Origin of the sequence: Nostoc sp. DedSLP03 (genome assembly GCF_034530815.1) — a bacterium.
Lineage (GTDB): Bacteria > Cyanobacteriota > Cyanobacteriia > Cyanobacteriales > Nostocaceae > Nostoc.
On the sequence record NZ_JAVRCK010000017.1, the window covers coordinates 1 to 22257 of the forward strand.

General features: G+C 39.1%; 20 protein-coding genes. 9 read left to right on the forward strand and 11 right to left on the reverse strand.

Translation table 11 applies throughout. The annotated features are described in order from the left end of the window. The first annotated feature begins 410 nt into the window (after nucleotides 1-410). The 3 genes from RM368_RS10570 to aroH all read left to right on the forward strand — a co-directional run bounded on the left by RM368_RS10570 (nucleotide 411) and on the right by aroH (nucleotide 2615). Complete coding sequence (locus RM368_RS10570; RefSeq protein ID WP_322694030.1) at nucleotides 411-707, forward strand: hypothetical protein; 297 nt, start codon at nucleotides 411-413, stop codon at nucleotides 705-707. A gap of 544 nt (nucleotides 708-1251) precedes the next feature. After that, nucleotides 1252-2073, forward strand: coding sequence for a signal peptide peptidase SppA (sppA, locus tag RM368_RS10575; protein ID WP_322694031.1), 822 nt, complete (start codon nucleotides 1252-1254; stop codon nucleotides 2071-2073). A 131-nt stretch (nucleotides 2074-2204) separates the two neighbouring features. Continuing rightward, nucleotides 2205-2615: a chorismate mutase gene (gene aroH, locus RM368_RS10580; RefSeq protein WP_322694032.1), complete on the forward strand. Its 411-nt coding sequence runs from the start codon at nucleotides 2205-2207 to the stop codon at nucleotides 2613-2615. A 96-nt stretch (nucleotides 2616-2711) separates the two neighbouring features. Here the strand turns inward: aroH and RM368_RS10585 are convergent, their stop codons facing one another. Next, on the reverse strand, nucleotides 2712-2939 hold the full coding sequence (locus RM368_RS10585; RefSeq protein WP_322694110.1) for a PIN domain-containing protein: 228 nt from the start codon (nucleotides 2937-2939) through the stop codon (nucleotides 2712-2714). A gap of 89 nt (nucleotides 2940-3028) precedes the next feature. After that, nucleotides 3029-3388: a hypothetical protein gene (locus RM368_RS10590; protein ID WP_322694033.1), complete on the reverse strand. Its 360-nt coding sequence runs from the start codon at nucleotides 3386-3388 to the stop codon at nucleotides 3029-3031. Nucleotides 3389-4021: 633 nt separating this feature from the next. On the opposite strand from RM368_RS10590, the gene treS reads away from it, so the two are divergent. After that, nucleotides 4022-7408: a maltose alpha-D-glucosyltransferase gene (treS, locus tag RM368_RS10595; RefSeq protein WP_322694034.1), complete on the forward strand. Its 3387-nt coding sequence runs from the start codon at nucleotides 4022-4024 to the stop codon at nucleotides 7406-7408. Between the two features lie 155 nt (nucleotides 7409-7563). Continuing rightward, nucleotides 7564-7716, forward strand: coding sequence for a hypothetical protein (locus tag RM368_RS10600; RefSeq protein ID WP_322694035.1), 153 nt, complete (start codon nucleotides 7564-7566; stop codon nucleotides 7714-7716). Here the strand turns inward: RM368_RS10600 and RM368_RS10605 are convergent. The 8 genes from RM368_RS10605 to RM368_RS10640 all read right to left on the reverse strand — a co-directional run bounded on the left by RM368_RS10605 (nucleotide 7713) and on the right by RM368_RS10640 (nucleotide 13588). After that, nucleotides 7713-7940 carry a ribbon-helix-helix protein, CopG family gene (locus RM368_RS10605; RefSeq protein ID WP_322694036.1) on the reverse strand — a complete coding sequence of 76 codons (228 nt, stop codon included), beginning with the start codon at nucleotides 7938-7940 and terminating at the stop codon, nucleotides 7713-7715. The genes RM368_RS10600 and RM368_RS10605 overlap by 4 nt on opposite strands. 77 nt (nucleotides 7941-8017) lie before the next feature. Then, nucleotides 8018-8341 (reverse strand): type II toxin-antitoxin system RelE/ParE family toxin, encoded by a 324-nt coding sequence (locus RM368_RS10610; protein ID WP_322694037.1) that lies wholly within the window; start codon nucleotides 8339-8341, stop codon nucleotides 8018-8020. 5 nt (nucleotides 8342-8346) lie between these two features. Continuing rightward, nucleotides 8347-8610 carry a type II toxin-antitoxin system ParD family antitoxin gene (locus tag RM368_RS10615; RefSeq protein ID WP_322671300.1) on the reverse strand — a complete coding sequence of 88 codons (264 nt, stop codon included), beginning with the start codon at nucleotides 8608-8610 and terminating at the stop codon, nucleotides 8347-8349. 179 nt (nucleotides 8611-8789) lie between these two features. Continuing rightward, on the reverse strand, nucleotides 8790-9203 hold the full coding sequence (locus tag RM368_RS10620) for a type II toxin-antitoxin system VapC family toxin (protein ID WP_322694038.1): 414 nt from the start codon (nucleotides 9201-9203) through the stop codon (nucleotides 8790-8792). Then, nucleotides 9190-9450 (reverse strand): DUF2281 domain-containing protein, encoded by a 261-nt coding sequence (locus tag RM368_RS10625; protein ID WP_322694039.1) that lies wholly within the window; start codon nucleotides 9448-9450, stop codon nucleotides 9190-9192. The genes RM368_RS10620 and RM368_RS10625 overlap by 14 nt, the downstream gene beginning before the upstream one ends. A 311-nt stretch (nucleotides 9451-9761) precedes the next feature. Beyond that, on the reverse strand, nucleotides 9762-10694 hold the full coding sequence (locus tag RM368_RS10630; RefSeq protein ID WP_322694040.1) for a hypothetical protein: 933 nt from the start codon (nucleotides 10692-10694) through the stop codon (nucleotides 9762-9764). Nucleotides 10695-10861: 167 nt separating this feature from the next. Next, complete coding sequence (locus RM368_RS10635; protein WP_322694041.1) at nucleotides 10862-11155, reverse strand: hypothetical protein; 294 nt, start codon at nucleotides 11153-11155, stop codon at nucleotides 10862-10864. Nucleotides 11156-11374: 219 nt separating this feature from the next. Continuing rightward, nucleotides 11375-13588, reverse strand: a complete 2214-nt coding sequence (locus RM368_RS10640) for a phosphoketolase (RefSeq protein WP_322694042.1) — start codon at nucleotides 13586-13588, stop codon at nucleotides 11375-11377. A gap of 186 nt (nucleotides 13589-13774) precedes the next feature. Here RM368_RS10640 and RM368_RS10645 point away from each other — a divergent pair, with 186 nt between their 5' ends. The 4 genes from RM368_RS10645 (at nucleotide 13775) to crtO (ending at nucleotide 19917) form a co-directional block, all read left to right on the forward strand. Next, nucleotides 13775-15157, forward strand: a complete 1383-nt coding sequence (locus RM368_RS10645; protein WP_322694043.1) for a cytochrome P450 — start codon at nucleotides 13775-13777, stop codon at nucleotides 15155-15157. Between the two features lie 483 nt (nucleotides 15158-15640). After that, a complete protein-coding gene (locus tag RM368_RS10650) occupies nucleotides 15641-17017 on the forward strand; it encodes a cytochrome P450 (RefSeq protein WP_322694044.1) in 1377 nt (458 codons plus the stop codon). A 341-nt stretch (nucleotides 17018-17358) separates the two neighbouring features. Beyond that, entirely contained in the window at nucleotides 17359-18117 is a 759-nt protein-coding gene (locus RM368_RS10655; protein WP_322694045.1) for a DUF2993 domain-containing protein, read from the forward strand. Between the two features lie 105 nt (nucleotides 18118-18222). Next, on the forward strand, nucleotides 18223-19917 hold the full coding sequence (gene crtO / locus RM368_RS10660; RefSeq protein ID WP_322694046.1) for a beta-carotene ketolase CrtO: 1695 nt from the start codon (nucleotides 18223-18225) through the stop codon (nucleotides 19915-19917). Nucleotides 19918-20110: 193 nt separating this feature from the next. Here the strand turns inward: crtO and RM368_RS10665 are convergent, their stop codons facing one another. Beyond that, nucleotides 20111-21844 carry a trypsin-like serine protease gene (locus RM368_RS10665; protein ID WP_322694047.1) on the reverse strand — a complete coding sequence of 578 codons (1734 nt, stop codon included), beginning with the start codon at nucleotides 21842-21844 and terminating at the stop codon, nucleotides 20111-20113. Between the last annotated feature and the right edge of the window lie 413 nt (nucleotides 21845-22257).

Sequence of the window (22257 nt, forward strand, 5' to 3'; positions counted from 1 at the left end):
GTCATTTGTCATTTGTCATTTGTCATTTGTCATTTGTCATTTGTCATTTGTCATTAGTTATTCTCCTCTGCTCCCCTGCTCCCCTGCTCCTCTGCCTTCATCTCCCCACTCCTCCAAGAAGGCTGAATATTAACTTAGATTAAAGATGTTCTCAGAAAATAAAGCTGTTCTTAAATGTGCTGCAAAGCAATAAATAAGTAATACTCTTGGCAATAACCTTTATTTTGCAAGGCTTTTGTAGATTTAAACCGCTTTTTATATCTACAGCATGGGCTGTAACTGCTAGCCATTTATTTTAATGAAAACTTAAGATTTTTGACAGATTGGCTGCTTTGGAGCGATCGCCCGTATTGTAGAAAATGACAAACCTATCTTGCTTTTGTCATCTCTACTCACGGAGTTTGTCTTAAATGACTATTTTCACTAACTTTCTCCGCTCCCTACTACTCACAATCATTTTTAGTTTTGTCCTTCCCATATTTTTCGTTGGCGGCGGATTCCTCGTTCTATCCCTCATTGGTCACTTCCCCTGCTTACAAGACTTCACTGAGGCGATCGCAACTGAGATTATCCATTTTCTCGCCACCTTCGGCAGTGGAACTCCCCTACGCGGATTATTTGTAATTAGCTTAACCTGTAGTTTCGTTGGCGCACTGTTTGATATGTTTGTCTATTATCGGTATCAAATTTTACGAATAGATTCTTGAGTAGTGAAATCGCTTCATCAGGAGATTATTGGGCTGTAGAAGACAGGAAAAAGTGATATTTTCAAGAGTGAAAACACAACCGATCTTAACCTAAATAGAGATTGGTGTTGCTGAATGAATTTTTATTAATTAAATTGAGTGTCGAAGTAATTGATTAAATATTTATATATTCATTAGTTATTAGTGATTAATTACTGACAACTAGTAAACGTGTGCGAACGCGAGTAAAAACAGTCTTCAATCATTCAAAAAGCCGGAAAAACAAGGCATTGAGAAGTTTTAATTTTACAAAATAGCTAAAATAGCTTTTCTAAATCATCAGGTTAACGCTAAACTAGAGTTTGGCATTTTGTGCTAGCTGTAATCTTTAAGGATTTGATTAGCATTAATTGAGAATATCAAATAAAACTCACTGAAAAATATAAAAATTTCCTTAAAATTCTGACGAGCGCAATGCCTGCTCATGTTTCTTAACAGAGGAAAGCAGGTCGTTTGACCGTTGGGGATCTTATATTGAATTTATTACGAGGTATGTTGACAGCTCATGGTTTGGCCGTTTAAGCCCAAGTTTAGAAAACAAATTGCGCGGATTGAAATTACTGGTGCGATCGCCAGTGCTACTCGCAAACGCGTCCTAGAAGCCCTGAAAACTGTAGAAGAAAAAAAGTTTCCGGCATTATTGCTACGTATCGATAGCCCTGGCGGCACAGTCGGAGATTCTCAAGAAATCTACAGTGCCCTGAAGCGTTTGCGCGAAAAAATCAAAATCGTCGCTAGCTTTGGCAATATTTCGGCTTCTGGAGGAGTATACATCGGCATGGGAGCCGAACACATCGTTGCCAACCCAGGTACAATTACGGGTAGCATTGGTGTGATTCTGCGTGGGAATAACTTGGAACGTTTGCTAGAAAAAATTGGTGTTTCCTTCCAGGTAATTAAATCTGGCCCTTACAAAGATATTTTGGCTTTCGATCGGCAACTGACCGAACCAGAAGAAAGCATCCTGCAAGAGTTGATTGACACAAGTTATCAGCAGTTTGTCCAAACGGTAGCTGATGGCCGTTCTTTAACAGTGGAAGCTGTAAAAAGTTTCGCCGATGGTCGGATTTTTACTGGACAGCAAGCCCTAGCTTTGGGTGTTGTAGACCGCTTGGGCACAGAAGAAGATGCCCGTCGTTGGACAGCAGAACTGGTTGGTCTCGATCCAGAAAAAACTCTCTGCTATACATTAGAAGAACGTAAACCCTTATTGAGTCGCTTTATACCAGGAAGTCGTCAGTTTTCATCAGGAATTGGAGCTGGTATTGATTGGCTCGAATTTGAAATGTCTACTAGCGGTTTACCTCTGTGGTTATATCGACCATAAATATTTGTTTGTCATTAGTCATTAGTCCTTTGTCTTTTGTCTTTTGCTCACAGTCAAATGACCAATGACCAATGACCAATGACTAATGACCAATGACCAATGACCAATGACTAATTAAGGAGGATTTTGGCGTGGACTGGCAAATGCGGGCTATTCGCGGAGCAACAACCGCTTCAGAAAATACTGTTGAGACAATCCAAGAAATGGTTACAGAACTACTAGATGAACTGGAAAACCGGAATCAATTCCAGCCAACAGACATTATTAGTGTGACTTTTTCAGTGACACGCGATTTGGATGCAGTTTTTCCAGCTGCGATCGCTAGAGCGCGTCCTGGTTGGGATAATGTGGCTATGTTGGATGTGCAGCAAATGCACGTCGAAGGCAGCTTGCAGCGCTGTATTCGCTTCTTAATTCACGCTTATCTGCCAACCTCTGCCTCAATTCATCATATTTATTTACGCAACGCTGCTAGCTTGCGTCCCGACTGGAGTTTGCCTCAGATACAAGCATCACAGCAAGCAGTTAAGTCAAAAGTGTAACAGGACTTAATATTTTTCAGATGAAATCCAGTTTTCCAATTGGAAATTAGAAATGCGGCTGTAGTGACGAGTATTGTTTGTTACTAAAGTGTAATTTTATGCAATTGCAACACTAGCAATTAGTAAATCAAATTCAGCAATAGTTTGTCCCATTCTACGAAGTTCTGCCTTTAATTCACCATACTTTCTTAGAGCAGGATCGGTTAAAGGTACAACGGGTAAGTTTTGAATAAATTCTTCTGCACGAGTTAAATTTTCCACTACTCGTTGAGAATTATAAGCACCAAAATATAACTCAGCAACCGTGATGCTGCAAATATAAATTTGCTCCTAGCCTATTTCTCTGACTTTAGTTCTGACTGAATTAGTATCTTTAATCCAATAGATGCAAGTATCAGTATCAAGTAAATAAGTCACAGACTAATGTCATTGTTAGAAATAGTACGGCTATCATAAATATCTTTGACTATTTCCTCAGCAGTACGTTCATCTTCCCAAGAACCAAGCCTTTCCATAAACGTGTCTAGTGGATGCAGTTTTGGCTGCTGTTCAGATGAGAGAATGATTTCATTCAATATCAATTGATTTGCTTCTGGAACTCCTAATTTTTTGGTTTCTTCTTTCGCTATAACCATAATTTGCATCAAGGTTATAGCCTGACGCAAAACATCACTTTTACTTGTGCCTATTTTATTTGCTAATTCGTCTAATATTTGATTTAGTTCAGGTGACAAATCTAAGTTTAAGTGAACCATCTTTTGAGTGTTAGTCATGGTTCCATCCTTGTGTAAAATCTTAAGTACATTATAGTTGGCTGTCATTAGTCATTAGTCATTCGTCCTCTGTTACAAAGTTGAGGCAGTCTGTTGGCGGGTTTCCCCCGCTTAAACGACCTGGCGTCTTATACCTGCGGCGGGCTGCGCTTTGGAGTGGAAACCTCCGCTCAACGCCAGGGAAACCCTTCCTGTGCGACTGGCTCGACTTTGCGCTTTGTCATTTGCAATTTATTTAGGACGACCATAACAAAAATTTTTACAATCTCATTTAGGATTGCTATAGTTTACAATAAGTTTTGTTACATTTTCCCATCCAGAAATAAAAATTATACAGCAGGTTGCTTTTTAAGTGAAATTAAAATGCAGTACGGAAGCATCAGATATAAAAAGCTTCTGACTCCTGCTTCAAAACTTGTAACTTTGTACTTCATGCAAATGAAAACTGTTATATGTATATACGCAGTTGGTATGATTATTTCTGACTAAATGTAGCTCCTTTGGTAGTTTCATTACTTAAGTAAGAAAGCGTAAACATTACTCGTGTAAGATAAATAAGCTGATAATCTCAGCGATTGTATCAAGTAAAAATATAGTTCTATTGGATATGCGATCGCATATCTTTTTAAAAGAATGCCAAACTCCAGCTTGAAAGATGACTCATTATGGTTCAAAAATGCAATTATCTACGAATTAGGTGTTCGCACATTTTCTGACAGTAATGGTGATGGGATTGGTGATTTTCCAGGGCTGACAGAAAAACTAGACTATTTACAAGATTTAGGTATTACTGCCATTTGGTTGTTACCTTTTTTCCCTTCCCCACTCAGAGATGATGGTTACGATATTGCCGATTATACTAGTATCAATCCTATCTATGGCACGCTAGAAGACTTTAAAGCGTTTTTGAGCGCTGCTCATCAGCGCGGTATTCGGGTAATTATAGAGTTAATTATTAACCATACCTCTGACCAACATCCTTGGTTTCAAAGAGCGCGTCGCGCCCCGAAAGGAAGTCAGGAGCGAGATTTTTATGTTTGGAGTGATACTCCTGAAAAATACCAAGAAGCGCGAATTATCTTCCAAGATTTTGAGACATCTAACTGGGCTTGGGATTCAGTTGCCAAAGCTTATTGCTGGCATCGTTTCTATTCCCATCAGCCGGATTTGAATTATGACAATCCCTTGGTGCGCGAGGCAGTATTTGATGTTCTAGATTTTTGGTTGGAGATGGGTGTAGATGGACTACGCATGGATGCTGTGCCTTATCTCTACGAGCGGCAAGGAACGAACTGCGAAAACTTACCCGAAACCCATGCGTTTTTGAAGGAGTTGCGATCGCACATCGACGCGAAATTTCCTAACCGGATGTTACTAGCTGAGGCGAACCAATGGCCTGAAGATGCAGCCGAGTATTACGGTGCAGGGGATGAGTGTCACATGAACTTTCATTTTCCCCTAATGCCGCGTTTGTTTATGGCAGTGCGGATGGAAGATAATTTCCCGATTGTAGATATTCTTCAGCAAACTCCATCGATTCCTGATAACTGTCAGTGGGCATTGTTCCTCCGCAACCATGACGAACTGACTCTAGAAATGGTGACAGATGAAGACCGCGATTTTATGTATGGGGCCTACGCACAAGACCCGATGATGCGGGTAAATTTAGGCATCCGTCGCCGATTAGCGCCGCTTTTGGGTAACGATCGCCGCCAAATTGAGTTACTCAATAGTTTACTATTATCTTTGCCAGGAACCCCCGTACTTTACTACGGTGATGAAATTGGTATGGGAGATAACGTTTATCTAGGCGATCGCAATGGTGTTCGCACACCTATGCAGTGGAGTTCCGATCGCAACGCTGGTTTTAGTCGCGCCAACCCGCAACGCTTGTATCTACCCGTCATCGTTGACTCAGAATATCACTACGAAGCACTCAACGTCGAGGCACAACGGACTAATAGCAATTCTCTTTGGTATTGGATGAAACGTTTACTCGCTACTCGCAAACGGTTTGCGGCATTGGGTAAAGGGCGTTTTGAATTGCTACAGTCTAATAATCGCAAAGTTTTTGCCTTCAGTCGGATTACCTCAGAAGAACATGTCTTGGTAGTAGCAAATTTATCTCATTACGTGCAAACGGTGACGTTAGATTTATCAACTTTCAATGGGCTACTACCAGTAGAAATTTTTGGTTCCACTGAGTTTCCACCGATTACAGAATCGCCCTATTTCCTCAGCTTAAGTCCTTACGGGTTTTACTGGTTCACCTTACAACGTAAACTTAGCTCAACTCAAGAGCCTAAACCCCAAGCAGATTTAGTAACTCTGCTAGTAAATGGTTCATGGCAGAATGTGATTGAGCAACGAGAGTCAAAAAGCGTTCTAGAATCAACACTGCGGGATTATCTCTATACCTGTAGCTGGTTTGGCGGCAAAACTCAGACTGTACAATCAGTACAAATCATTGAAGCGATTTCTTTACCCTATAACCAGCAGATAGCTCAAATTGTTTGGTTGCAGGTAGACTATACCCAGGGAAACCACGAAACTTATCTGTTATTTCTCGCCTATGCAGAAGGCGATCTTGCAACACATCTTTTGGCAGAAATGCCGCAAGCTATAATTGCACGGCTTGGGGTGCAAGGCAAAACAGACACTCCTCCACCTAATACTCAAGAAGTTGGAATTTTATTTGATGCTTTAGCAGACAAGAACTTTCTCACCTCACTGCTAGATGATGCGATCGCTAATCATCACTCTTATAAAGGGATAACTGGAGAATTATTTGGCACTACTACTGATTCATTCTCCGAATTGCGCCGACAGTTAACCAATCATGAGCCGACTGTTCTGAATAAAGAAGAACAAACCAATACTTATATAATTTATGGCGATCGCTTGTTGTTAAAACTCTTCCGCAAAGTCGAAGAGGGTTTGCACCCAGATTTAGAAATCCGGCGTTTACTATACCAGAAAAAACGCTTACAACAGTCAGTTTTTCTAGCTGGTGCTTTAGAGTACCGCCGTGGAAATAAAACAAGCAATAAAACTGCCCAAGCCACGACTATAGGCATATTACAAGAGTTTATTCCAGATATCCGCAGTGGTTGGGATTACACCCTTGATAGTTTGCAAAACTACTTTGATTTAGTTACCACAGAACACGCCACTATTACCGAAGTGCCTCTGCCATCAGGTTCTTTGTTGGATTTACAGAGAATTGAGATTCCAGAATTGGCAATTGCAACTATCACTTCTTACTTGCAAAGTGTTGAGCTATTGGGTAAATCCACAGCTGAATTCCATATAGGGCTGGCTACAAATATAGATAGCTCAGACTTTGCTCCAGAATCTTTTTCATCACTTTATCAACGTTCGATATATCAAAATGCACGTAACTTAACTGGACAAGTATTTCGGTTGTTAAAAGAACGAGTAAAATCCTTGTCAACTGATACTCAACCATTAGCATTAGAAGTTCTGAATAACCAAGAGAAAATCTTAGAACGCTTTCAGTTAGTTGTTGGGCAAAAAATTACTGCATTGCGTACTCGTCATCATGGAAACTACCATTTATCACAAGTATTTTACACAGGAAAAGACTTTATTATTCCTGATTTTGAAGGCAAAGCAGATCGTAGTTTTAGCGAACGACGCATAAAGCGATCGCCTCTACAAGATGTAGCAGGAATGTTGCTATCTTTCAACTACGCAGTTAACGAAGCTCTGGGTTATCAAGAAGAATCTGGAATGATCCGGTCTGAAAATTTACCCCTTATAGAACAATGGGGACAGTTTTGGTATACCTGGGTTAGTACTAGCTTTCTCAATTCTTATTTAGAAACTGCTAGTCAAGAATCTTTCCTTCCCAAGACAACACAAGAACTAGATGTGCTGCTTTTTGCCTATCTTTTAGAGCAAGCGATTGATGCACTAGGTAATGAACTAAATAATCGCTCCGAGCGAGTGGAAATTCCACTTCAATTTATTCTGCGATTACTGAGTGAAACTGCTTAAACAGTTTTTCATAGTACAAACAAAATCTGCCTTTGCAGGTTTTAAAGCGTAGTATGGAAATCTTAACTGTAGGTTGGGGAGCCACTTGCATGGGCGGGTTTCCCGACTTGAGCAAAGTGGCGTTTGAACTTTAGTGTTACCCAACAGAGGCGTGGATGTTGAGTTTCGTTCCTCAAACGCCACTTGCTTCTCCTGTCGGAGACGCTGCGCGAATAAGCCGGGGAACCCGTCCAACGCAGTGGCTCCCCAACCTACAACTACAACTTTTAAACCTGAATGAGGTAACGCGATCGCGCTTGATAAATTAATGTGAACACTGCGATGTATACTTCCTAAATGTACGTCCAATCGGTATCAATTGATTTGCTTCTGGAACTCCTAATTTTTTGGTTTCCTCTTTAGCTATAACCATAATTTGCATCAAGGTTATAGCCTGACGCAAAACATCACTTTTACTTGTGCCTATTTTATTTGCTAATTCGTCTAATATTTGATTTAGTTCAGGTGACAAATCTAAGTTTAAGTGAACCATCTATTGAGTGTTAGTCATGGTTCCATCCTTGTGTAAAATCTTAACTACAGGAAAAAATTGATGACTTGCAGGATAAGCTATAGTTCTAAGTCTTCATCAAATATTAATTCAATGTCTCTTGCACCATGAATAACCCGTAGAATATCAATTGCTGATTCAGTGATGCGGTAAAAGATAAGATATTTCTGAAATCCTTTGATAGATATTTGTCGAATTTCTGCTAGATTTGGATGGACAAATTTACATGGTTTTCCAATAGCCGGGGTTTTTGCTAATTGTTTAAATGTTCCTTCGGCTGCTGTTAAAAAGCGGTCTGAAACATCTAAGTTATCTTGTGCTATGTACGTTGCTAAGTCTATTAAGTCCCGAATAACTTGAGGTCTTTTTTTTATTTCAAACATCACGGCTAAATTGCATCTTGATGTTTGTTCATTCTTTCTCGGATTGTTTGACGTATATCTTCCCAATCTTGAACAGTCATTTCTGTTGCATTCCCAGAGTTTAATCCCTCCAGAAGCATTGTTTCTAGACGTTCTTTAGCTCTCTGTTTTTGGTCTTGTCGCACTAATTCACGAAAATATTCGCTGACACTGCTATAACCTCCTTGAGCTACCTGTTCTTCTATATAAGCTCGCATGGTGTCAGGTAAGGAAATATTGATACTTTTCACGAGGGTTAGTTTTTGAATCTGTTTTTCTATATTATGGCAGTTTTTGCCATTTTATGCCATTGCACAGAAGATGTTATTTGCTATTTAACTGTGGTAATTGTTTCACTCCACAGCATACAAGTACGCCCTATTGTTAGAAGAGAAATTGCGCGATCGCGGCTGATAAATTTATAATTACTTCAAAATAGGAGATTTTCAAAAGGATAACTTTGCTTCCAACGATAAGTATTAAAGTCACGTTGATCTACTGAAAAAATGCGTCCATGCCCTAAATGTTCTGCTAAAATTACTAGGGAAGCATCAGCCAAATCCATTGGAAGATCAGCATATTTTTTCATTAATTCAATAATTCGGGGAGTGTGGTGAAGTTCTAAATTAAAAATCGTAAATAATTCTTGTTGCAGACTATTTAGAAAAATAATTTCAGTGTCAATTCCCTTGCAAGTTAGCAAAAGATAACAGGTTTCTGTGACAACACACCATGTTGTAATTAAAGGTTCATTATATTGTTTTAAAGCCTGTTTTGCTTTTTCTTGGTATGTGTCTTTTTTATCAATAAGAGCTAACCAAAATCCTGTATCAACTACGATCATATTTGGTTGTCAATGTATTAGATAAAACTTCTTTATAAGTTGTTGATAAATTTTCGTCAACAGAACAACAACCAATTAATCCAATTTCATCAAACTTATCATAGAGACTTTTTTCTTGACTATGATTTTCTGATTCTACTTGAGGATACCGCTTTTTGAGTAATTGAATAAAATCTAGTAGTAAGATTTGAGCTTCTTCTGGTAAAGTATCAATATCTTTAGATATCTCTTCAAATTTAATTACCATAATTAACTGCTAAATTGAGTATTTTCAGTATTATCCTATTATAAACTACGCTGTGATGGTAGGGTAAGTGGTAATTCTGGCTTTACTGCTCCTTTTATACAAAATCGGGTTCAATATTATTGAAAGCACTATTCTGTAAGAATTTCATCTATAACAAAAGTACAATCATTTGTAAGCCCTACCCTATAAATATTTCGGTATAATCAATTGTCAATTACTATAAGGGGAGTGGCAGAGCCGTTTAATCTACCACCTCAGTAACCCATTTTTCATGCTCCGCGTTTCACCTCTTATGAGATGTATTAATTGAATCATATTGGTAAAGTTAGGATTTCAATTTGTTGCTTTTTCTGCTGGTGTAACTGCAAACCTATTCCCGTGGTTTCTATAAATCTGCTTTTAATCGCTGTATCAAATTCTGGTATCTCTTCTAATAAATCAGCAAGTTCTATTTTACCCTTTAGAAGTAGCTCAATAAGTGGTAAGAATTGTAATAAATTATCATGTAACTCTGGATCTACGTCTCTGCCACATATTAAATCTTCTCCAATTTTCCAGTTATTTTCAGCAAATAGTAGAGTCTCCTGACGGAGTTTTTCAGCGACTTTAGTAAAGTCTCGATTCAAATCAAAGTATACTACTGGGACTGCATAAGTTTTATTAGATAAATTATTAAATACACTATCTTTATTTCTGCTTACTTTAATTTGAAGTCCAACTGGATAACCTCCATTACGCTTTGTTCCCATAGACAATTCTTTCATCGGTTCATCCTTTTTAACCCAAATTATATCTCTTTGCGTATCATTTGGACTATATTTTGTTTTGTAGAGGATGTTATTTTTTGTACTAGCAAAACCTGTTCCAATTGCGATATAGTTATCAAGACTTGACACCTGATTACCCCGTCGAGCATAACTTGCCCACACACGGTTTTTTTTCGCATCTTGATTACATCTACGTACAATTAATGCTTCAGCGAGCCTACCTAATAAAATCATAACTTCTGGACGCACATCTTTACGTTGACCAGGTTTAATATAGTTAAGTTTTAATTTTTCACACTCAACACGTACAATTCCTAAATCATTGGCCAGTAAATCAAACAGTTCTTCTCCTCTTAATCGCTTAACGATCTCTGGAGATGGATGTTTATACAAGAAATCATTTAGAGGCTGAATGTAGCGAGAATCAATAGTTCCATCAAGATTTCTAACCGCCACAATAATGTCACAATCATGCATAGTTTTTTACCAAAAAGCGTCAAAATTATAGATAAGAATATAACTTTTTAACAAATATAATATAAAACTATAAACCGCAAATACACGCATTAAAACACCAATTTATCGGCATCTATCCGCGTATATATGCGGCTAAAAATTCAGATTTTTCACCTACACACCCAGCTTTAATGCACTAACCCGATCGCACCTTTCCTCAAGTCTCTACATTCCCCACGCTTCCAGATAAAAATATCACCCTTCGTCCTAGCTACAAAAATCAAGTTTTGCGACTTGTAAACTAAGTTTCTGACTTTAAAACTAGCTTTTGTGACATCAAAACTAGCTTTTGCGACATCAAAACTAGCTTTTGCGACATCAAAACCAGCTTTTGTGACTTTAAAACTAGCTTTTGCGACATCAAAACTAGCTTTTGCGACTTTAAAACTAGCTTTTGCGACATCAAAACCAGCTTTTGTCAAAGAATTTCAGCAAATCTACTCCCATTTTTCCTACTTGCTAAGTTCTTTTCAATAAAAAAACGCAAATATACGCATTCCGACGCAATTTCAGCGTTTCTATACGTATAAATGCGATAAAAGTAGAAACAATTTCAGCTTTATTTAATGGGAGTTGCTGAATCTAGGAATGAAACGCAAAGGAAAATTCAATAAAATCATCCCGCATTTATGCAACATTATTTAATGCACTAATGCGATCGCACGTTTTGTTAACGCTTCAGCAGTCAATCCATTAAACGCCATCAACTCGCCAGCACTGGCTGTAGTTTCGCCACGTTTCCATGCAAAGGTGTCGCGCTTCGCTGTACTCCGTAACAGGATCGGTTCCAGCATCGATGCAGCACCACCAGTAACAGCAATTAACGCATCGCCATCAAATAATTCGGCAAATTTCGCATCATCTAAGAAATCGCCATCAGCTTCGGAACAGATATCCCATGCGGTATCGTGGGGACGATACAAACGTCTGGGGTTAATAACAGAAACTATCTTCGCACCAATACCTTCAGTTTCCAAAAAAGCCGCAGCTTCAAATACTGGCATTAATGTCATATCGCCAATTACAGCAAATACGACTTGTTTATCACCAGCGATTTCATGTAATAACACTGCACCATCGCGCAACCCTTGACGAGTTTGTTCTAAAGTTGTGCGAATTGGTAACGGCGATTTACTGGCTGTAATTACAATTCCCTTATTCTTAGTTTTCAATGCCCAATCATAACAGGCTTGAATACTATTAGCATCAGGCGGAAATAATGGGAAAACATTTCCATTTCGCATCAACGAAGCAAAGTAAGCTTCAATTTCTGGACGTTGGTGAGTCCAACCATTGCGCCCTTGCTCTAATGCACCTGCTGTGAATAAAGTAATAGTCGAGGGAGTTGGACGGCGTAATTCTGCCATTGCTTGAGTCACAGTTTGCCAAATTGGTAATCCGTTGATGGCAAAAGATTCGTAGGAACACCACAAAGTTCTCGCACCCATTAACGCTAAACCCGCAGCTAAACCGGCACAAGCATCTTCACTCAATGGTTCATAAACTTGTCCGTTTGGTGCTTGGTTATATAAGTCGTCGGTTGTGGGATGGATAATCTTTAATGCTTGGTTGATGTTAGCAATTCCTGATGCTTCATTACCATCGGCGTTGGTGACAAGGAAATTCCGATCTTTATTTCCAACTATTCCTACCAATCGTCCCATCGCAGTTGTAGAAACTTTTGGTTCGCCACCAACTGCATATTCTTCTAAAGGTAATTCGCCTAATTCTGGTAATGGAAATTCAAATTCTGTTACCACAGTTTTTGCTGCTGGGCCACCACCGGCGCGTTCGGCATTTGTTCTGACTAATTGCCAAGCTTCTGCTGATAAAGCACGGGTTTGCAATGCACTAACAATATGCGGCGCATCCAGCGTATCTTTAGGATACAAGTTGTGAGATTTCGCACCCCGCGCGTGGACTCCTGCACCTTTGAGTTGTTTAATAATGAAGACGGTAAGTTTGCCACTAAGAGCCGATCGCGCGGCTTTATCTATACCAGAAAGTACTGCTTGAATAAATTCTAGGCGTTTCTCAAAGGAAAAGGCGGTACTATCAACGTAATCCCCTGGCTGATCTCGATCGTCGAAATCCTTGGCATCCACTAACACAACTTCATCAAAACCGTTACCTTGCCAATATGCTTGCATCTCTGGGTTGGTTTTCAGGGAAACCATACTGTGATGTTCTTGGCTGTAACCGTTCCACACCAACACTGGTAAAAAATTGGTGACAGTAGGATAAGCTGTATGAAAATGCGCGATCGCACTTATAATGTAAGGCTCACCCAATCCCCCATCGCCAACTGTAAAGGGGAACAACTTATCTTTGTGCAACAGTGCAGCCGCCATTGCAAAGTGTTGCCCTTGTCCTAATGGCCCCGCAGGTGCGAGAATACCGGGAATGTAACCAGAAAGGTGTCCTAAAAGTCCGTGCTTTTCTCGGAAGCGATCGCGCAATTGTTGGACTGTAAGAATTCCCATGTCCTCTAGCGAACGATCCAAGAACATGGCACTATAAAATCCGGGGGCGTGGTGTCCAACTTCAGTAATAATATTCTTGTATCCCAGCATGACAAGAGATGCGTAAGCTTCCGCTTGGCTGGCGAATCCGCCGGGATGCCCAGAAGCCTTACTACCGGTAACTTGTAAAGTCAGGTAGCGCAGGGCATCGGCAGCTAGTAAAGTTTGATATACAGCGGCTTTATCTGTGGGTGATGCGATCGCGATTTTGCCCGATTCGATAGCAGGAGTTGCACCATAAGTTTCAAAACCTGGTAAGGCTTCACCAAAATATTGAATCCCTTCCGAAAAATTGGGAAGCGCTGAAGATGCCTTTGCGGAGATTGCAGTCATGCTGAGTACCTTTTGACGATGAAGTGAAACTGTAGATGCTCGTTGAATTTAACCAAAATTTTACATCTTCGAGGTTGTAACAGTTTATTGCTTTTTTGCAACGTTAGAATAAGTACTTTAAATGGTCAGGCAACCAAAATTTCAATTAGTTGAAGTAGCAAAAAATATTTAATCGGAAAAAAATTTATGAAATTCCCAAATGGGCCGCAAACTCCAGCAGTTGTACAGATGGTGCGCTGGATTGTTAATCCGATGTTATTTATGGAGGATTGTGCCAAAACCTATGGCGAGATTTTTACTCTCCGATTAGACAAAAATCTGCCTCCTATGGTGATTGTCAGCAACCCCCAAGCGCAACAGCAAATTTTGACAACTGATACCAAAGAATTGGAAGCACCTGGCGATGTGAATCAGCTGTTTGAACCTTTATTGGGCAAGCATTCTGTAATTACCATCAGCGGCACAGAACACCAGCGCCAACGTCAGTTGTTAATGCCTCCCTTTCATGGCGAAAGAATGCGGAACTATAGCCAAGTGATTACCGATGTCACCAAGCAAGTTATTAGCCAATACCAAATAGGTAAACCCTTTAATATCCGATCTGCAACTCAAGCTATTACCCTGCGGGTGATTATGCAAGCTGTATTTGGTCTATATGAAGGGCCTCGCGCCGAAAAACTACAGCATTTTTTGGGCGATCTTTTAGAAAAGGCCAGTTCTCGCTTAAGTATAGCTTTGCTTTATTTTCCAGCTTTGCAAAGGGATTTTGGCCCGATTAACTTCTGGGGAAATCAGATACGCCTTCAGCAAGAAGCTGACAAACTCATCTACGAGGAAATTCGGGAACGTCGAGAACAACCAGATTCATCGCGCACGGATATTCTTAGCTTACTCATGGCTGCTAGAGATGAAGCCGGTCAACCCATGACCGATGAAGAATTGCGCGATGAATTGATAACTTTGTTAGTCGCTGGTCACGAAACCACAGCCACAGCCTTAGCATGGGCATTCTACTGGATTCATAAAATACCATCAGTGCGCCAAAAACTACTGCAAGAATTAGATAGCTTGGGCGATAACCCAGATCCTAGCACTGTTTTCAAATTACCTTATCTCAACGCTGTTTGTTCCGAGACATTGCGGATTTATCCAGTAGGTATGCTAACTTTTCCCAGAAGAGTTAGAACCCCAATATCGCTGGGCGGTTACGAACTAGAACCGGGTACAGTCCTAATTGGTTCTATTTATCTGACCCACCAACGGGAAGATATTTATCCAGAACCTAAGCAGTTTAAGCCAGAACGCTTTTTAGAACGGCAATTTTCTGCTTATGAATATTTGCCCTTTGGCGCTGGTGCTAGACGCTGTATTGGGCTAGCGTTTGCCCAGTTGGAAATGAAGCTAGCACTTGCTCAAATCCTTTCTAGTAAGAAATTAGAACTAGTTAATAATAGTGAAGTGCGACCTAAACGCCGTGGTTTAGTGACAGGGCCAGATCGTCCCATTCAGATGGTTGTCACGAGTCAACGTCAGGTTAAGTCTCCCATTCTACAGACAACTGCTGTTTGATGCTGCGAGATTTAATGGTTGCGTTCAGCAAACTTTCAATCATCTATACATTTAGATAGATTTTCAATGCTTTTAAACAATCCCCTATAGTCCGATTTTAAAGAGGTTTATGGGGAATTTTAATATATTACAACTGTAAAAAGAATGAATTTTAAGAGTGACCGTACACCAAGATAAAGTATTTTAATATCACCAAAAGACGTAATTTTAATAAATGTATCCCAAAATAATTGAGTAAGTTTTTTCTGTAAATGCATTTAAAAAATCATAAAAAATATTATTATTAATTTTGTAAAAACTAATGGTGATTAATTAACACTACGTTTCACTTAGTGGTAGGTAACTCCCGATTATACCCTGAAAATATTAAAAAAGCTTGCTAGAATCGCATCTTTTTTAAGGAGTGTTAGGTAGAAGTAAGCCTTAACCCAAGCTGATTGAATTATTTGCACCTTCTGAAATCCTAAAAGTATCAAATCAACAATGAAACTATTTGATAATCTATACACACCAGCGTTGCTACAAACTCTGCAATTAATTGCTGAACCAACAAAGTTTTTAGAAAATAATGCTGCCAAGTATGGTGATGTTTTCACAGTACAGGTAATGGGTTTAAAATCGCCACCGATAGTATTTTTTAGCCATCCCCAAGCAATTAGCGATTGTTTTGCCATCCCTGCACACAAGTTAGATTTTAAGAAAGCAACCCATGTATTTAAACCTTTGTTTGGTGAGAATTCTATTGTATTTCAAGAAGCGCGATCGCACCAACAACAGCGACAGCTATTACTCCCAGCCTTTCATGGCGATAATTTAAAATCTTATGGACAAGCAATTTGTCAAATAACTGAAGAGATGACACAACATTGGACATCAGATACAGATATTGGTATACACAAATTAATGTCAAATATCACTTTAGAAATTATTTTACAAGTTGTATTTGGGATTACTCATGGTGTGCGTTACCAACAATTAAAAGAACAATTGAGTTCTTTATTAGAAGACGTAACTAAACCTTGGTATTCCAGCTTGTTTTTCTTTCCTTCGCTGCAAAAAGATTTAGGTGCATGGAGTCCTTGGGGACTTTTCTTAAAAAGACGAGAGCAAATTGACAAACTCATCTATGCCGAAATTTCTGAAAGACGTTGGCAAAATGATCCTGCGCGTACAGATATTCTCAGTCTGCTGATGTCAGCGTATGACGTAAATGGGCAACAGATGACAGATGAAGAATTACGCGATCAACTAGTTTCATTATTGCTATTGGGTTACGAAACTACATCTGGTGTATTAGCCTGGATATTTTATTTAATTCACTCTCACCCAAAGGTTAAACATCGGCTAATGCAAGAACTAAATACCTTGGGCAATCTCACAAATCCTGAAACAATTGCACAATTACCTTATCTCACCGCCGTCTGTCAAGAAACACTGCGAATTCACCCTATTGCTTTAATTTGCACGCCGCGAATGGTAAAAGATAGAGTAGAAATTATGGGGCATAAATTTACATCAGAAACAGTTTTAGTTCCCTGTATTTATTTAGCACATCGCCGAGCCGAGACTTACCTAGAACCAGAACAGTTTCAGCCAGAAAGATTCCTCAACCAAAAATTTTCACCTTACGAATATTTACCCTTTGGTGGAGGTTATCGCGGTTGTATTGGTGCAGCCTTTTCCATGTACGAACTAAAATTAGTAACAGCGATAATATTATCCCGTTTTGAATTAAGCCTTACTGATAAACGTCCTGTGCATCCCGTCCGTCGTGGCATTACAATTGTCCCTAGCGGTGGTGTAAAAATGGTTGTTACTAAAAAAGCAAAACTCAAAAAACAAACAATACTTTCTACTTAATTAAGTAAGTCGGTGTTAATATTTCAAGCTATGTTAATAAACATTCCAGTAGTAGCGTGTCAAGGCTAAAATAGTGCATAAAATTTAGCTCTTGTGGGGTGGGCATCTTGCCCGCCCGGACGGGTGAAGACACCCATCCCACAAGAAAATTTATTGCAACAATTTAGCCTTGACACGCTACTACATCTACATCAATTTATATTTGTTCACATACATTGAATTTTTCTCGCCGACTTAATTACTCAATCCCCCCATTTGCATATATCGTAATATAGAGCCGCTTGTTAGTATCTAGCCTTTACAGTAAATAATAAGAGGACATTTATGAGAATTAGTAATTCATGCCTAATGAGCATCGGTTAGAAGAAGAATTTCTATCCCAAGAAGCTGAAAAACAAGTATCCAATCAGCTAGATGAAGTAGAAGAAATAGAAATAGATGTAAAAACCGATCTGTTAAAAATACTTCAGGGACAGGCGGATGGAGTTGCAGTTGCAGGGCAAGGATTAGTCATTAAAGAAGACATTCGCGTACAGGAAATAAAACTGCAAACAGATAGTATAGCCATCAATCCTTTTAGCGCTCTTTTTGGTCAAATAGAACTGAATGAGCCAATCAATACTATTGCTAAGGTTATACTCACAGAAGTAGATATTAACCGCGCCTTGACCTCAGAGTTTGTTCGTAGCCAGATGCAAAACTTTGAGTTGAATGTAGATGGAGAAATTGTCAGTTTTCAGCCAGAAGAAATTCAGATATTTTTACCTGGTGATGGCAAACTAGAATTTAAAGGAAAGGTGCAGTTAAAGGAAATGGGAAATACTCGCCCTTTAGCTTACACTGCGATCGCTCGCCCACGAACTAATTCACAACCCGCCATGCTGGAGGCTTTTAAATGCACTGAGGGAGAAGGGATTTCAATAGAATTAACTACAGCATTGATGCATAAAGCTAAAGAATTAATGAATATACCATCCTTTAAATGGGAGGAGATAGCTTTTTCTATCAAAAATTTAGAAGTACAAAAAGGTACTTTAATACTTATGTTAGAAATTCAAGTAAAGCAAATACCCTCATCGTCAAGTTTAATATCTCCTTAGTAGGATTGACACGAGTTAAAGATAATTTTTGTTACTGAGGGATGATGTCAATGTAATAAAAATTTTCTAATATTTCAGAAAGCTACTTATTTCTAATTTCCAACTATGCAAGAGTATGATGTTGTGCTGATCGGTGCTGGACATAATGGGCTAGTTTGCGCAGCTTATTTGCTAAAAGCTGGTTATAGCGTTCTGTTACTAGAAAAGCGTTCTGTACCAGGTGGCGCAGCAACAACTGAAGAATGCTTACCGCAAGAAGCTCCTGGATTTAAATTCAATTTGTGTGCGATTGACCATGAATTTATTCATTTAGGGCCAGTTGTTGAAGAATTAGAACTAGAAAAATATGGCTTGCATTATTTGGAATGCGATCCAGTTGTTTTCTGTCCTCATCCTGATGGGAAGTATTTCTTAGGACATAAGTCTGTGGAAAAGACTTGTGCAGAAATCGCCCGTTACAACCAACGTGATGCCAAAAAATATGCAGAATTTGTAGACTTTTGGCAGCGATCGCTAGGTGCAATGATTCCTATGTTTAATGCACCACCAAAATCAGTTATAGACATTCTTGGTAACTACGACATCACCAAAATCAAAGATTTAGTTTCAGTTATTGGTTCCCCTAACAAAACGCTGGACTTCATTCGCACGATGTTAACCAGCGCTGAGGATTTGCTTAACGAGTGGTTTGATGAAGAATTTCTGAAAGCACCACTAGCTAGACTAGCAGCAGAACTTGGTGCGCCGCCATCACAAAAAACCCTTGCTATAGGTGCAATTATGATGGCAATGCGTCATAATCCGGGGATGGCCAGACCTCGCGGCGGAACTGGCGCACTTGTGCAAGCTTTGGTGAATTTAGTCACAAGTAAAGGTGGCGTTATTCTCACAGATCAGCACGTTGATAAAGTTTTAATTGATGATGGCAAAGCTGTAGGTGTGCGGGTTGCTGGTGGAAAAGAATATCGCGCTAAATACGGGGTTATTTCTAATATTGATGCCAAGCGGTTGTTCTTACAAATGACAGATAAAAGCGATATTGATGGAGCCGACCCAAATTTATGGGAAAGATTAGAACGCCGCATCGTTAACAACAACGAAACCATCCTCAAAATAGATTTGGCTTTAGACGAACCACTCCACTTTCCTCACCATGCTCACAAAGATGAATATCTGGTTGGTTCTATTTTGATTGCTGATTCTGTGGCTCATGTTGAACAGGCTCATAGTAAATGTACTTTGGGAGAAATTCCTGATGCTGACCCATCAATGTATTTGGTGATGCCTAGCTATTTAGACCCCACATTAGCACCACCAGGTAAGCACACTCTATGGATTGAGTTTTTTGCTCCTTATCAAATTGCTGGTGCAGAAGGCACTGGTTTAAAAGGTACTGGTTGGACGGATGAATTGAAAAACAAAGTTGCAGATAGGGTGATTGATAAATTGGCAGACTATGCACCCAATGTCAAGAATGCAACTATCGCCCGTCGGGTAGAAAGTCCAGCCGAACTAGGAGAAAGATTAGGTGCGTACAAAGGGAATTATTACCATGTTGACATGACCCTAGATCAGATGGTATTTTTCCGTCCATTGCCAGAAATAGCCAATTACAAAACGCCAATTGATAATCTATTTTTGACTGGTGCAGGGACTCATCCAGGTGGTTCAATTTCGGGAATGCCGGGACGCAATTGTGCGCGCGCATTTTTGCAGGCAAAACATCCCATTAGCCAAACTTTAAAAGATGCGCGGGATTCAATTAAGTCAACTGTCGAGTCAGTGTTTGGCATTAGTTAAGCCTTGCACAGATAGAGTTAGGACTTACGCATAAGTATCATCGAAACCCCTTAAAAGCTATGTTTTTAAGGGGTTATACCAATTTAAAAAAATAATTGCGACAAATAGACCATTTGTAGAGATGCGATTCATCGCGTCTTTACCCAAGGATGTTTTGCAATCATTAATTAAACTGGTATAAATCCTGGATTATTTAGGCAATCACGAAAATATTTGTATTAGTCATATCTAGACCCATTCCTAATTGAGCAATTTGGATTTGACTGGATGAGCCTGCACCATCGGCATCAAAGAATAAACCCCCTGTATTATTGTTGTAGATAAAGCGATCGCTACTATCTTCTGCTACTGAACCGATAAAAAATTGTGTGGCTTGAAGTATACCTTCACTAAGTCCACCTCCAAACCCGATTTTAGAAACATAAATTGTGTCATCTGACGAAAAATCTGTAATGTTATGAATACTTTCAGCAGGGGTATTAATAGTAAAAACATCAGATCCAATTCCTCCCGTTAGGGTATCGTTACCTAAACTTCCAACGAAAGTATCATTACCACTTCCGCCTATAAGAATGTCATTGCCATTTCCACCATTTAGATTATTATTACTAGTATTACTAGTCCCATTAATATCATCTGCACCTGTTAAAGTGAGATTTTCTTCATTGGCTGATAAAGGCGAGCTAACGGTTGATGAAACGGTCTGAGGTGTCGAAGTAGGCGTACTATTGGTAACAGTGAGTAAAGTTCTAAATACCTTTTGGTTGCTGCTTAGACTTTCATCAAACTCTTGGATTGAATTAGTTGGATCTAGAAATGAAATAACATAATAATTTCCAATTGGGATATTAGGAAACGCACCGCTCCAAGTCGCTGTTCCCGAATTGAATGGATTAATCGAAGAAATAGTTGTATTACCAATTAAGTAATGAGAACCAATATTATCAGTGATATTGGTATCAGTAGAAGCGTAAAACGAAACCGAAAAAGTGCCTGTCGCGGCTGTACCATTGTTGCGAGGATAGACTGTGATGCTGAAATTTTCCCCATATTTGATAGTTTTATTATTAAAACTTCCAAGAGTGGTGTTAAACCACACATCAGAATCTACTAAATCAGCTTTGTCAGTGGGTTGGCGCGCGGTATTGTCTTGGTCTATCCAGTTTTGAATCTCATTATATCGAGTGCTTGTAATTCGGGCGAACTCGTTGTAAAGCGGAGTATTGTTGCTGGTTGTCTCATTTGAAGCTACTCCATAAATAGTTGGTTTATTTGTGTTGGAATTATTAAGCCAGAGAGGGCCTCCACTATTTCCAGGTAGGATATCTAGCTCATTACTACGCAAGATCGAGTCAGTTGTACTTGTGATTTTTCCACTCTGAGTCCACATATCATAGTTGTCAAATTTCCCATCGCTATTGGAATCAAATTTATCAGAAGGGTATCCAGTGACATTCATTAAAGTTCCACTACTGAGATTATCGTCATATCCATAGTTAAACCAGCCAGTGAAGTTTCCAATATTGCGGTCAAGAGTAACCAATCCTATATCGTATTGAAAAGTTTCGCTTTTAGTTTGATCTCCTTGAGTCCATCCATCAAAAGAACGTGTGTAAACAGATTTAGCTTCACTATAATATTCATAATCAGCCCGGTTTGTACCAGCAATGATATTTCCTTTAGAACCAAGCATCACCTCAATTTTATCTGCCCAACCTCCATATCTCGTATCGTATACACAGTGTCCTGCTGTTAAAAAGTGGTAGGAATCAATCATGGCACCAGAACCGTTGATGATAATATCATCAGCAGTATTAATAATCCCATCTGGGCCTTTCCAACTTATTCTCATCTTTCCTATAGCACTAAATGGAGAAGTTGTAGTGTTGCTAACTTTTGTCCGACCATCAGGGGAGAAAAGAGACATAGTTTTATATCCTAAATAAAAAATGATGAATACAAAATATACAATCTTAATGCCAAAAATTATTTCATGACATTATGAATGCACTAGCAATTTTTATGAGATTTTTTCCTGTTCCTAATTTTTGAAGTAAAATTAAAACTTTAAATCCCCATATATTTAATATAAATTATTTCTACGATTTATCAATATCTAGAGCTTAGGTTGAATTTTATTTTGCAATAAAAAATAAAAGTAATTAATAGAGATAGAGGTTGGAAAAACTAACTATTCTGATATTACTTCTGTCTTCACCTCTGCGATCCTGGCTGATTTATACCGTCGGCATTGGCGGATTGAAAAAGCTTTTCATCAGGATGAATTACTACACGAGTGCGATGTTTACGACGAGTCACAGCTACGCAATATATATAGCA